General features: G+C 50.6%; 9 protein-coding genes. 4 read left to right on the forward strand and 5 right to left on the reverse strand.

The genetic code is table 11. The features are described 5' to 3' along the window. Positions 1 to 10: 10 nt before the first annotated feature. A complete protein-coding gene (locus B5X72_RS14380) occupies positions 11 to 1,399 on the forward strand; it encodes a putative oxidoreductase C-terminal domain-containing protein (protein WP_079717603.1) in 1,389 nt (462 codons plus the stop codon). A gap of 73 nt (positions 1,400 to 1,472) precedes the next feature. Here the strand turns inward: B5X72_RS14380 and B5X72_RS14385 are convergent, their stop codons facing one another. Then, complete coding sequence (locus B5X72_RS14385; RefSeq protein WP_079717604.1) at positions 1,473 to 2,540, reverse strand: dipeptide epimerase; 1,068 nt, start codon at positions 2,538 to 2,540, stop codon at positions 1,473 to 1,475. Further along, a complete protein-coding gene (locus tag B5X72_RS14390; RefSeq protein WP_079717605.1) occupies positions 2,537 to 3,787 on the reverse strand; it encodes a C40 family peptidase in 1,251 nt (416 codons plus the stop codon). The genes B5X72_RS14385 and B5X72_RS14390 overlap by 4 nt, the downstream gene beginning before the upstream one ends. A gap of 148 nt (positions 3,788 to 3,935) precedes the next feature. On the opposite strand from B5X72_RS14390, the gene B5X72_RS14395 reads away from it, so the two are divergent. The 3 genes from B5X72_RS14395 (at position 3,936) to B5X72_RS14405 (ending at position 6,566) form a co-directional block, all read left to right on the forward strand. After that, complete coding sequence (locus tag B5X72_RS14395) at positions 3,936 to 4,961, forward strand: glycosylasparaginase (RefSeq protein WP_079717606.1); 1,026 nt, start codon at positions 3,936 to 3,938, stop codon at positions 4,959 to 4,961. Positions 4,962 to 5,062: 101 nt separating this feature from the next. Beyond that, a complete protein-coding gene (gene msrA, locus B5X72_RS14400; RefSeq protein WP_079717607.1) occupies positions 5,063 to 5,575 on the forward strand; it encodes a peptide-methionine (S)-S-oxide reductase MsrA in 513 nt (170 codons plus the stop codon). A 370-nt stretch (positions 5,576 to 5,945) separates the two neighbouring features. After that, on the forward strand, positions 5,946 to 6,566 hold the full coding sequence (locus B5X72_RS14405; RefSeq protein ID WP_176146218.1) for a response regulator: 621 nt from the start codon (positions 5,946 to 5,948) through the stop codon (positions 6,564 to 6,566). Between the two features lie 176 nt (positions 6,567 to 6,742). Here B5X72_RS14405 and B5X72_RS14410 read toward each other — a convergent pair whose 3' ends face one another. Genes B5X72_RS14410 through B5X72_RS14420 form a run of 3 tightly spaced genes read right to left on the reverse strand, consistent with a single transcriptional unit; the run spans position 6,743 to position 12,834 of the window. Then, positions 6,743 to 7,615: a cupin-like domain-containing protein gene (locus B5X72_RS14410; RefSeq protein WP_079717609.1), complete on the reverse strand. Its 873-nt coding sequence runs from the start codon at positions 7,613 to 7,615 to the stop codon at positions 6,743 to 6,745. Then, positions 7,602 to 9,161 carry a phytoene desaturase family protein gene (locus B5X72_RS14415; protein WP_079717610.1) on the reverse strand — a complete coding sequence of 520 codons (1,560 nt, stop codon included), beginning with the start codon at positions 9,159 to 9,161 and terminating at the stop codon, positions 7,602 to 7,604. Before B5X72_RS14415 ends, B5X72_RS14410 begins: the two co-directional genes overlap by 14 nt. Beyond that, positions 9,145 to 12,834, reverse strand: coding sequence for a 1-acyl-sn-glycerol-3-phosphate acyltransferase (locus B5X72_RS14420; protein ID WP_079717611.1), 3,690 nt, complete (start codon positions 12,832 to 12,834; stop codon positions 9,145 to 9,147). The genes B5X72_RS14415 and B5X72_RS14420 overlap by 17 nt, the downstream gene beginning before the upstream one ends. Between the last annotated feature and the right edge of the window lie 29 nt (positions 12,835 to 12,863).

Here is a 12,863-nt window from a genome sequence, read left to right on the forward strand (position 1 = left end):
TATAAGTTAAATGAATAAACCACAAAAATTAATTAGTTTCCTTGCTGTCGGCTGCCTGGTTGCATGCCACACGGGTCAAGACAACATGCAACAGAAAGATATCCGTTTGATCACATTGGCGCCTGGTCATTTCCACGCGGCGCTGGTACAGAAATCCATGTACCCACAGGTCGATAGCCTTGTGCACGTCTACGCGCCGGAAGGACCGGAATTGGATGCCCACCTGGCGTTGGTAAACCAATACAATACCCGCACCGATAATCCAACATATTGGCAGGAAGAAGCTTATCAGGGAGATGATTTCCTTGAGAAAATGTTGGCAGAACGAAAAGGCAATGTGGTTGTCCTGGCCGGGAACAACCAGTATAAAATCGACTATATCAGCCAGTCTGTCGACGCCGGGCTGAACGTATTGGCCGATAAACCCATGGTTATCAATCAAGCTGGCTTTTCTAAGTTGGAGGCCGCATTTGACAACGCATCGAAAAAGGGTGTCTTGCTCTACGATATCATGACCGAACGGTATGAGATTAACACCATGCTGCAAAAAGCACTATCGCAGCTGCCGGAATTTTTTGGTGGGTTGGTACCGGGTAGTGCCGACAATCCGGCTATTACCAAGGAAAGCGTACACCATTTTTTTAAGGAAGTCTCCGGCAATCCGCTCATCCGGCCAGCATGGTTTTATGATACCAAGCAGCAGGGGGAAGGTTTGGTCGATGTGACCACACATTTAGTGGATCTGGTGCAGTGGGAGAGCTTTCCTGACCAAGTCATCGACTACCGAAAGGATATCCAGCTTGTCGGAGCTCGGCGATGGCCAACGCGCGTCACTCCCGAACAATTCTCCCGTTCGACGGGGCTGGATGTGGTACCGGAGTTCCTATCCGAAACCGTGGACGATAACGGCAACTTAGCCATCTTCGCCAATGGCGAGATTGATTACATCCTGAAAGGTGTACATGCGAAGGTATCGGTCATCTGGAACTTTGAAGCGCCTCAGGGTACGGGCGATACACACTATTCCATCATGCGGGGAGCGTATGCCAATCTGGTGATTCGGCAGGGCGAAGAAGAGCAATATAAGCCTGTGCTGTATGTGGAGTCAACAGGTAAGCGGGATGCGAAGTCATTTGAGGCCGCATTGGCCAAAGCGATTGGGCAGCTGGCTGAAACTTATGACGGTATAGCGTTTGAGCCACAGAGCGAAGGGCGTTACCGGATTGTTGTGCCTCCATCCTTAGTGACCACACATGAAGAGCATTTTGCTCAAGTAACCGAAAAATACCTTTCGTTCTTACAGTCCGGAGCCATGCCCGATTGGGAAGTACCCAATATGATTGCAAAATACTACTTAACGACCAAAGCCTTGGCAGAAGCCCAGACGGTGACGCCTTAAGTGTAGGGGCTGTCCAAAAAAAGGCGGCCCCACTCTATTTCGATGGCCGGACGCCTGTCTTGCCCGTCGTCGTTCACTCGTCTGCCACACCGGTATGGGGAGAAATTCCAATGCCGGGGCCAGCAGGTAACACTACTTTACCATCCATCACTTCCATGCCGCGATATACATCGTTGCTAATCAGCAAGGCGCCGTCAAGATCCGCCCAATCGACGATAGGCGATAACTGTGCCGCCGCCGAAATGGCACACGATGTTTCCGTCATGCAGCCCAGCATCACTTTCATGCGCAGTGCCCGTGCAAGCTCGGCCATTTGGTGCGCTTCGCGCATGCCCGTACATTTCATAAGCTTGATGTTGATGCCGGTATATACGCCAAACGCGCTGCGGACATCTTCCAATCGCTGGACAGCCTCATCACCTATTGTAGGAATGGGGCTGTTTTCCGTAAGCCAGGCATTGTCATCGATTTGTTCCTTGGGCATGGGCTGCTCAAGAAAAACGACACCCCGTTCGGCAAGCCAGTGTGCCATTTCAAGAGCTTGGTTGCGGTTTTTCCATCCTTGATTTACATCCACACAAAGCGGCTTATTTGTCACTTCGCGGATGGTAGCTATCATCATCTTGTCGGTATCCAGCCCAAGCTTGACTTTGAGCAGCTTATAAGGGGCGGCCTCCCGTACCTTTTGCCGTACTACTTCAGGGGCGTCCATGCCGATGGTAAAGGATGTATTTGGTGTTTTGGTTGCTGAGTAGCCCCATATCCGGTGCCAGGGCTGGTTCATCAGTTTGCCAAGCAAATCGTGCAGGGCGATATCCACGGCTGCCTTGGCGGCGGTGTTTTTCGGCGCGATGCCGTCTACGTATGCCAGGATGTCGGCAGTGAGAAATGGATCGCTGAAACCGGAAAGGTCCACCTGATCCAGAAAAGCCAACACGCTCGCCTGTGATTCGCCCAAATAAGGTGGCATGGAGGCTTCGCCGTACCCTACGACACCGTCATATTCCAGCTCGGTCAGTACGATTGGCGTGGTGCTACGTGAGCCGGAAGCAATCGTAAACACATGCTTAAGCGCTAACGTATAGGGGCGGTAGCGTAGCGTAAATTTTCCGGATTTTCGGATCGTCGTTGGCGTTGTCATTCCGTTGATTTATCAGTGGGCAGGGTATATGCGCGGTGTCTTGCGATGGGTTGGAGCGCATAGTCCGGTTGCCCGATATAGCGGCGCGCTGCGATGAGCGTACGTGTTTGAAAGTCGTCGTAGTTGACGGCATCCGGCAGCATGCTGTTGATGCGGACCGTCCCCGCCGAGTGGATGAACTCCCCATTGCCAAGGTAAAGCGCTACATGCGTAACGCGTGCATCCGGGCCCCGGCCCTTGCCCGACGCAAAAAACAGCAAGTCGGCAGGCCGAAGATTTTGAAGTGCTTTTTCGATAGCCAATGTGTCTGCCGATAAGATGTCCACGACGTGTCCGGCAAGCACTTGCTGTGAAGCATCCCGGGGAATGATGATTCCATTCATGAAATAGGCCATTTTGGTGAAACCGCTGCAATCAACCCCCTTTACCGAGGTGCCGCCCCAAAGATAGGGCAGTCCCATCATCGTTTTTGCCGTTTTCAATATGTTTTCTGCCGTTGGGTTTACCGCGCCAAGCCATTCGTCGAAAGGCCGAACCAATTCCTCCTTGATGTATGCATTTCGTCTATCCGGATACTGAACATGCACAAAACCGTCGGCTTGCGTGCCCGAAATGAGGATATTGCCCATGACCAGATCCGATACGCGCAAGGATTGCTCGTCCGGCATCGTATAGGCATGTCCGAAATCGCCGGTGACTATCACTTTTTTTGCCGAGAGCCATCGGGTTAGCTCCGGTTCAGACCGGGGCGAGACCGAAGAAGTACTTAACCATGCGATGTACCCCTCGGGTGTGCGCACGCGATAGTAGCCGTCTTGTTCTTGGAGCAAGTCCACCGGAGTGCCCAGTAGCACCTGTGATGCGAGCTCGGCCTGGTTGCTGGGCTCAACACGAAGATTGGCTACCGAAAGGTTCACGATGCCTGCAATATTCCCTGCCACACTGCTATCCGGCAATAGATTTATCGTTACCTTTGCGTCGGGAATACGGTTTTTAACCAGTAATTGATTGAAATATTCACCAGCTTTCGGTTCCGTCGTCACTATCCGGTAACGGTGGGAGATGGTGTCGGTGTAGTGCAGTTCAAAAATTGCTGTCCGTTTGTCCGGCGCATAACGCTGTGCGGTCTGCCGGGTTAGCTCCAGGATTTTTTGGTAAGCCGTGTCGGCCGATAGCGCCTGTGCGGCACTGTCTAAGCCTGCAACGCAGCAACATAATGTTAATATGATATTTTTGAAGGCTTTCATTGTGCAAACTTTCTGCCTAAGGTACGCGATAATTCACTGCTGCGCAATTTTAAAGAGCCACTTATCCGTTGTTTATGACAACTTTTTTGTGATAATTCGTATAATCGCGTTTTGAATGCGCATTTTGATATCAGACAATTAACGCTTAATGATTAATAGAAGAAAATTTATTAAGACAGGAGCCATGGGGGCTTCCCTTATCTCGTCGGCCAATATATTGGCGGCCTGTACCCCGCAAGCAGCGGCAAACAAGGGTGTAACCAAACCCATCGTTGTCTCCACATGGGATTTCGGCGTTGCCGCCAACAAAGCAGCATGGGACATCTTGAAAGCGGGTGGCAGCGCTTTAGATGCTGTAGAAGCAGGTGCGCGGGTACCTGAGGCCGATTTGGCAAACATGACGGTAGGCAAGGGCGGGTATCCCGACCGAGACGGGCACGTCACGTTGGATGCGTGCATAATGGACGACAAAGGCAACTGCGGCTCCGTTGCCGCGCTCGAAAACATTGCACATCCCATCTCGGTAGCCCGCATGGTCATGGAGAAAACACCCCATGTGATGCTGGTGGGTGAAGGCGCATTGCAATTTGCTATCGAAAACGGATTTAAACAGGAAACGCTGCTCACCCCCGAAGGGGAAAAAGCATGGAAAGACTGGCTCAAAGAAAAGAAATATGAGCCCGTAATCAATATAGAAAACAAGTCGTTTACCGCAGAAAAATTGCCGGGCAATCAATATAACCATGACACCATCGGCATATTAGCGCTGGACATAGCGGGCAACCTTTCAGGCGCCTGTACGACCAGCGGTATGGCGTTTAAGATGCGCGGGAGGGTAGGGGATAGCCCTATCATCGGGGCTGGGCTGTATGTCGATAACGAGGTTGGAGGGGCCACAGCCACCGGTGTAGGCGAGGAAGTGATACGCACGGTGGGTAGTTTCCTCGTGGTCGAATTAATGCGGCAGGGCCGCTCGCCACAGGAAGCCTGCCGCGAAGCGGTAGAACGTCTTATTAAAAAGAAACCTGATACTGCCAAGAACATACAAGTCGGCTTCCTCGCGCTGAACAAAAATGGCGAATACGGGGCCTTTTCATTGCAAAAAGGGTTTTCTTATGCGGTATGTGATGAGCAAAAGCAAGACCTGCTATTACCGGGAGCGAGTGTGTATTGATTTTTGGATATAAATACTTATCTTTAAAGTTTGAATAGGCAGGAGGCGACAAGCATAAGCTTTTGGCTGAATGCCTACGGCTTACCGCAAAAAACAAAAGAATGATAGCGACATTTGGAGGCGGGTGCTTTTGGTGCACCGAGGTCATATTTAAACAACTGCAAGGGGTGAAGAGTGTGCTGCCAGGATATATGGGCGGCCAACGCGAAAATCCGACCTATGAGCAAGTCTGCACGGGAGCTACGGGGCATGCAGAAGTTGTGCAAATCGATTATGATGAAACCGTGTTGCCGTATAGGAAGTTGCTGGAAGTGTTTTTCAAAACGCATGATCCAACAACATTAAACAGGCAGGGCAATGATGTAGGGACCCAGTACCGGTCGGTTATTTTTTATCACGATGAGCAGCAGCGCATCGAGGCCGAAGAATTTATCAGGCAGCTGACCACCCACGAGGTGTACGACGATCCCATTGTGACGGCGATAGCGCCGGCACAGCCCTTTTATGTTGCTGAGAACTATCACCACGATTATTTCAACAACAACCCGCAAAATCCTTATTGTGCGGCAGTCATTGCCCCCAAATTACAGAAGTTTTTGAAGGGCCTGCAATAGCCTGCACCGGCGCAATGCCAGTGGCCACAAGCGTCGGCCGTTTATCGACCCGACGGCGCTTTGGCTCCTATGCCCAGCCGCTTCGGAAGACCGACAGCGACCGGCATCTTGTTGGTAGTGATTGAAGCAAGTGTACCACATAAGCCGTATTTTTCTTAAATTTGTTTTCGAATTATCTACTCATTGCGGCATTTCAAGTCAAGGGTGCGTAATATCCTGTTCAACAGACTGAAGATTTAGCTATTTTTCGAAAACTACCCCAAAAGGGTGGGCCAACCGTAAATAAAATAGGCTACCTTTACACCCAATCTTTGAAAAACAGCTATTCCTACGCGGTGGGGTTATTTTTTCACTACCTATGAAAAATGATATGTTTAAATTGGTTATCATTGAAGATAACCTAGTTATACAAAAAGCATTGGAGGGGTATTTCGAGGCTTCTTCCCAATTTGAGCTTTTGTTCTGTGCCACTTCAGCCGAGGAGTTTATGAGCGTTTGGAAAGAACAGCGGATAGACGTATTGCTTTGCGATATCGGCCTTCCTGGTAAATCAGGAATAGAAACGACGTGGTATGTGAAGCGTAAGTCTTCTTCCACGCAGGTGGTCATGTTTACGGTATTTGAAGACAAAGATACGATCTTTCAGGCGTTGTGCGTCGGCGCTTCGGGTTATTTGCTCAAAGACACGCCCTTAAGGAAGATCGAAGAACAGCTGCTGGAAGTGATGGATGGCGGGTCGGTCATGAGTCCGCAGGTGGCACGCATGGTGATAGGCTTTTTCCATCCCTTGTTGGATAAGAAGGGGGCGAAGGAAGCCGATCGGCTTACCCAACGGGAGATTGAGATTGTCTCCATGCTGCAGCACGGAGCATCGTATAAGACAGTAGCTAAGAAGTTGTTTATCAGTGTTGATACGGTAAAATTTCATATCCGGAATATTTATAGTAAGCTGCAAATCAATTCGCGTTCTGAACTGATTAATAAGTATTGAGGAAAAAGTACACCATACGACCTGAACCTATATCCATGCATGTCGGCAGATTCAGTCCTTTTTCTTTAAACGACGGTAAAACACAATTGCTGAATAGCTGTTCGAATGCATGCGGCAGCGGCTCGCGGATTCCCTGTTTTGGGGAATGAGCAGGTCGCTGCCTTTTTTAAGGCTATTCAGCTGCCGATCCTGGCAAGCCGGCGCTGTGTTCGCCGGTATGCCCACCGTTCCTTAAAGTCCAGCCACTTCTGGCCATTTATTTTCCGCATCGTATTATCGACCAACCGCATGATAAAGACGTTGTACAACATGCTTGCTAAGCGCGTAGGTGTGCGCGGCAGGGCCCGCAGGGTCATGGAGAATCCGCCATCCAGGTAGGTGATGTAATGCCACCAACCGCTCGGCATATAAAGTGCGTCCCCATGTTTCATGTAAACCTCGAACCCACGCACATGCTTTAATGCCGGATAGCGTTCAAAGTCGGGGTTGTCCATATCGATTTTATCAATATTGTGTATTGAAAACGGCACCTTATACAGGTACTTGCTTTGGTCCGGGCCAAAGAGCATTACCCGCTTATTGCCTGCAAAGTGAATGTGCAGGTTATCGGGCAGATCGATGTCGTAATGGGCGAAAACTTTGGATTGGCCACCTCCGAAGAACAACGCCGGCAACCGTTTGAAAAACTTCAGGCCAATCGCTGGATAGTCGAAGTCTTCCAGCAGTTTCGGGCAGTGGTCTTTCAGCGTATAGAAAAAAATGCGCAGATCAGTGGGGGTTGTCTGCAGCAAATCAATATAGTCGCCAAACCGCATTTGCGTCACCGGCTCATATACGCTTTGTTTCCCTTTCGCTGGTTTATTGTCATACAATGGCACGGTTTGGTCGCCAGCCAACGATTTTATATGCTCAAATGTCCACTTGCTGTTCCATGCGTCGGTAAGGTTTTCAATGAGCACAGGCCGCTGGGGGCGGTAGTAGCGGCTGATAAAGGTTTCCTTGTCGATGGCGGATATGCGTTCGAGCGGTTGTAAGTTAAGCGTTGCCATAAGAATCTTCGATTAGGGGTTGTGTTTGATTCGCAGCGGTAATCTTTTCAAGAAGATATTCCTTACCCAACAGTTCCGTACAGGTGAGTATGGCGTTGATGGTTACGCCCAAGATGCCGTGCATGCTGACGCCCTGCCCTGTAAGCAGCAAATTCTTGATTTTGGTGCGGGGGGGCAGCGAATTATTCAAGGGTTGATTGGCATCCTTCACAAACCCATACATGCCCCCCGTTTCATTGCCAATATAGTCACGGTAGGTCAATGGCGTGGACACATAGATAGCATCTATATACCTGCGGAGGTCAGGAAACTTCTTTTCCAGTTCGTCGAGCATGATTTCGGTTTTCAAGCGTTTAAATTGCTCATAGCCGTCACCGCGATGGCCGGTCTGTGCGACGGTATTGTATGTGTTTGCCCATTCGTTTACCTCGTCGAAGCGCATGTAGGTAAATACGGTCATCGTGTCGGCCCAGCTGTCGTTGTCATGCTTCGCGTTCATCGATACCATGTAGCCGTTTGGCCAGTCGGCTGTCCGGTAGTGGGCATTGCTCCACACACTCGCTTCGTCTTTGAAGTGATAATAGTTCCGGTTAAGGTAAGGCAAGCTTCGTGGTTTCAGTACAAGGTATAGGCTAAATGATGAAATCGTGTTTTCGGCCCGGCGTATGCGGCTGGCGTAGGATTTGCGTATCGGATAGTCGCCGATTAGCTGGAGGGTCTTTTTAGGGTCCATATTGGAGATGAAGGTTTCCGCCCGGTAGTTGTTGCCAGCTGCCGTGGTTACTGACTGCAATAAACCGTTTTCAATATGAAACTGTGTCACTTCCTGGTGTTTGAGCGCTTTCCCACCATGCTGATGGAGCTCCCTGATGAGCAATTTAGCTATCTGGCCGCCGCCATTGATACATCGCCAAGCACTCTCGATGTAGGAGTTGATGGATAGGGCATGCACGTAAAACGGTGTTTTATCTTTTATCCCGGCGTAAAGCAGGTTTGTGCCTGCGAGTACGGCCCGCAGTTTGGGATTCGCCGTGCAACTGTCGATGACATCGCTTACTTTAAGGCCGAGCGTCTCCGCATTCCATTGGTACTGTTCGTCCATATCAAGACGATAGAGTGGAAAACGCTGGCAGATGGCTTTCATTTGCATGTAAAATCGTTCAATGCCAGCACGTTCTTCCGGGAAATGACGGCTAAGCTGTTCTACGAAGTTGGCCCCGCCTTGGGCGTAGGGGTACTCGTTGGGATCATTATCAAAGGTCACCACATCAAAGGCATCCTGATCCATGCGCTTCAGCCGAAGTTTGTCCGCAATGCCCAGGTATTGGAAGTATTGGTAAAGATTTTGTCCCCGATCCAGCCCGCCGATATAGTGCACGCCGGTATCAAAAATACACCGGTTGCGCACAAATGTCTGCAAATTGCCGCCGTACTGTTTGTTTTTCTCCAGCACCAGCACCTTAAGGCCTTCTTTGGCCAGGGTAGTGGCACACACCAGCCCGCCCAAGCCACTACCAATGACAATGACATCATATGATCCGTGCATGCTTCCGTAAAATCGTTATTCCTTCATGGTCAAAAATCGATTCAAACCCCAGCTCGGCTAAGATACTCATTTCTCCTGTTTCTACGTTTTCCAATACCAACCATTCCGCCGTTTGTACATACGGCATCCAATCCAGTGCCATCCTGCCGGATACAATCAGCACTTGGAAGTCGTTTGCAGGCTGTGGTTCCGCCAAGAACCGGAGCGGATACCGGTTCACGGTAAAAGTATGTTGTGCGGCGAGGACTTTTTCAGGGTTTGGATCCCATGCGGTTACTTGCCGTGTTGCACTGTCATACACCAGCAGAAAGTCCAGTACACCATAGCCGCACCCCAGATGGAAAAAACGGCCATCTGGCGGAAGTATCCGTAGAATCCGGTGATAATTGGCCCGTTGAGCGTTGAAGACGGCCTTCACTTCGCGTTGGATGGCCTTAGGTTTATAGTAGTAGTTGAAGTAGAGCTTGGACCGGAAGTAGTCCGCACCTTCCCGCTCGTTGCGCAACGTCCTGAACTCCTGTTTGAAATACGCAGCTATCCGCCTCGTGCGCTCACGATAGGTCGTGCCGAATGCCGGATCGTCATGTCTGATTCGGGGAAGTAGCTTCATGGTAATAGGCCCGGTCTTAAGCATGTTGTCGTTTTTCGGCAAGGCATGGGCATTACCATGAATCAGTACGGGCAGTATATCAACCTTTAATTGGGCGGCGAGGAAAAAGGCACCTTTGTGGAAGCGTTGTATCGCGGTCGTCATCGAACGGGTGCCTTCCGGAAATACGATGATGGAATAGCCCTGCTCTACTTTTTTCCGTAGTTTTTCCAGGCTTTCCTGGTTATTTTCTGATGCCGGATGAGCACCGACCATACGCATCAGCCGCCCGAAAAACGGCGAGCGGAGCTGCCTGTCATTCATCATAAAAATCTGCAGCGGGTGTAAGAGGCCCATCGTCGGGGTGTCCAGGATGGAAGTATGGTTGGCAATCACGATGGCTGGTCGTTCGTAAGCTGCCTGCCTATCGCCGAGGATGGTCATCCGTACGCCCGGCGTGCGAAACATCAGGTTATGAAAAAACAGTTGCATGGCGCGATGGAGCAGCCAGAACTTTTTCTGCTTCGCAAGGGGGAGGAAAGGAATCAATACCTGCGCCAATAGGCTTACCAACAGGCCGCCCAGAAAGAAATAGCCGAACGTGAAGCCGGTGAGTATAAAATTGCCAATACGCCACGGCGTATTGCCTCGTTGCTGGGGGGCGCTGATAAAGGTGCGGAATAGCCAAGGCTGTATGGAAAACGACATCAGGACTACCACCAACAGCCCGATAAGTGGGATGATGGAAATGTACCGTATGGCCGGATGTTTGGCAAACACCAGGATGCCGAAGCAGCCGATGGTCGCCAAAGCAGACATAACAACCCCCGACTTGTATGCCGGCATATCTTGGCGGCCGTAGGTGTAGTGTTCCAGCAATCCCTTCGTCACAAAGATGGAATAATCCACTCCTAATCCGAAGATCAGTGTGGTAATGATGATATTGAAAGCATTAAAATGGATGTCAAGCGCACCCATCAGGCCCAGTGTCACCAGCCAACCCAGGAAGATAGGGATGTTGGTTACCAACGTAAGCTCCAGACTGCCGAAAAATAAGAAAATGACGACAAATACCGCTATGGACGCAATGAAAAACAGGTTGTTGAAATCGGTTTCTAAATTGTTCAATAGCGTTTCCTGCAAATGTTTCCGGTCAATGGCCAGTACCCCCGCATCATGGTCTGTCAATGACTGGATAAGTTGGGCAGCGCGTTCATCATCGAGTTTCACCGGGGTGGTGATGGTGGTCAGGCGTTCGCGCGATGCAACAAATTCATCCAGGAAAAGACTGTTCAGCAAGGCTAGGTCATCGTTGTCCAGCAACACGTAGTCCCGTGATAGCATCTCGAAGAAAGGCTCGAATGCGTTTTCCCTGAAGCCGACGTTCCGGCCATCGGCAATAAGCTGCCGCATCAGCCGCTCCTTTTTGCCGCCCGACCAAAAGTGGCGCCATCGATCGATCTTTTCCTGCTGCTGCGCTTTTGAAAACACGATGTTTCCCACCGACTGGAAACTGTGGATGACACCTTGGGCTTCATACTGTTCCAGTTGGCGGTGCAGAACGCCGTTCTTATCCAGGGCTTCGTCATAGGTATCGCCATATGCAACGAGGTAAATGGATTTCGCAGCATAATCGTTGAGTGAGTCCAACGCTTCTTCGGCCTGTTTTAAGTGAGGAGGTTGGTAGTTCAACGCCGCTAAATCGTCATTAAAGCCAACTCGCTGGAAGGTGAACAGGCTCACGGTGACCAGGACGACGCCTACCCCCAGTACCCATTTATTACGGCTGAAGTCATAACGCGCGATCGCATCGATAAAGGTGTTTTGCCGTGCCCGGATAGCACGGTGCGGTGCGTATACCTGCGGAATGAAAATTAAGGAGAATAACGCGGCGCTCAATACGCTGACAGCCGCGAAAATCCCCAGGTCTTTCAGTACATCGGAGCGTAAGAACAATAAGCAAAGGAAATCTACCGCTGTGAATATGGCACACATTAGTAACGGCTTTGTCGTGCTGTCGAACAACTTTTTTATGTCGCCGGTACCACGGTAATGGCTTAGAATGTGCAGCGAGTAATCCAGCGTGAGGCCCAGCAACACCGAACCGATGCCGATGGATATGGCAGATATCGTGCCTTTGAGCCAATAAAGCACCGCCATGCCCATCAGGCTTCCAAACGCAGCAGGGACAATAATAATCAAGGGAATGTACGCCCGCCGGTAAAAATAAATAAAGAGCGCGACCAAGGCTATCAGCGCTATGGATAATGTCACTTGAATATCCCGCTTGATCTGCTGGGCATTGGCTACAGCCATGGCTGCCGCACCGAAATACGATGCGGTCGCCCGCCCTTCGAACTGCGCGTTTAAATCCCTGATGGTGCCGTCAAGGATTTTAATAAATTGGGTGTTTTGGGCGGTCTCACTGCTGCTCATGGCTGTCGTGATGAACGCCAGCAGGTTTTTTCGGCTGCGGGCTATCAGATAGCCGTCTTCCAAAGTAAACTGTCCACCGGATTGCAGGTGCTGAAATTTACGCAACCCCATGTAGGTCATTCCCAGGGGATCCTGCCTTGCCAGCGATGCCGTGATCAGGCCCTGGGGAGCAGCTATCGTCTGATAGGCCTCCTGTATCTTTGCTGCAACGGAGTCAGGTGCCAGCAGCGAGTCGATACGCCGGTAGTCATCTGCCGTGAGAAAGAGCGGCAGGTTGTGCCTGACCACCTCCATCAGCTCCAGGAGCTGGTCGTCTGCCAATTGTACCTGCAGGCGCTGGATATAAGGCGCCGCATCCCGTTCGATAGCCTCGGCAAAAGCGTCGGCATATTCCTGCAACGCGGCAATGTTATCCGCCTCCGGCGTAGCCACGTTGATGACAATTTTATCCGCAAACTTAACGGATTGCATGACATTGGCCACCCGTTCAGCATCCTCACCCGCGGGGATGAGCTTCATGATATCCTCTTCAAAGCGGATTCGGCTGCTCCAATAGCCTATCAGCGCGAAGCCCAATATGACAGCGAGGAAGAAAGCGGTTCTGTGCTTCTGAAAGTAGCGGAATATGGTATAAAAAACGGAGGCCAATTCACCAAGCTGTTAGGTAGGCAAAGTTA

The organism is Parapedobacter luteus, assembly GCF_900168055.1.
GTDB lineage: Bacteria > Bacteroidota > Bacteroidia > Sphingobacteriales > Sphingobacteriaceae > Parapedobacter > Parapedobacter luteus.

Excerpts from the sequence above, each read along its gene's own strand:
- B5X72_RS14380 (WP_079717603.1), top strand. The coding sequence starts at position 11 with ATGAATAAACCACAAAAATTAATTAGTTTCCTTGCTGTCGGCTGCCTG.
- B5X72_RS14385 (WP_079717604.1), bottom strand. The coding sequence starts at position 2,540 with ATGACAACGCCAACGACGATCCGAAAATCCGGAAAATTTACGCTACGC.
- B5X72_RS14390 (WP_079717605.1), bottom strand. The coding sequence starts at position 3,787 with ATGAAAGCCTTCAAAAATATCATATTAACATTATGTTGCTGCGTTGCA.
- B5X72_RS14395 (WP_079717606.1), top strand. The coding sequence starts at position 3,936 with ATGATTAATAGAAGAAAATTTATTAAGACAGGAGCCATGGGGGCTTCC.
- msrA (WP_079717607.1), top strand. The coding sequence starts at position 5,063 with ATGATAGCGACATTTGGAGGCGGGTGCTTTTGGTGCACCGAGGTCATA.
- B5X72_RS14405 (WP_176146218.1), top strand. The coding sequence starts at position 5,946 with ATGTTTAAATTGGTTATCATTGAAGATAACCTAGTTATACAAAAAGCA.
- B5X72_RS14410 (WP_079717609.1), bottom strand. The coding sequence starts at position 7,615 with ATGGCAACGCTTAACTTACAACCGCTCGAACGCATATCCGCCATCGAC.
- B5X72_RS14415 (WP_079717610.1), bottom strand. The coding sequence starts at position 9,161 with ATGCACGGATCATATGATGTCATTGTCATTGGTAGTGGCTTGGGCGGG.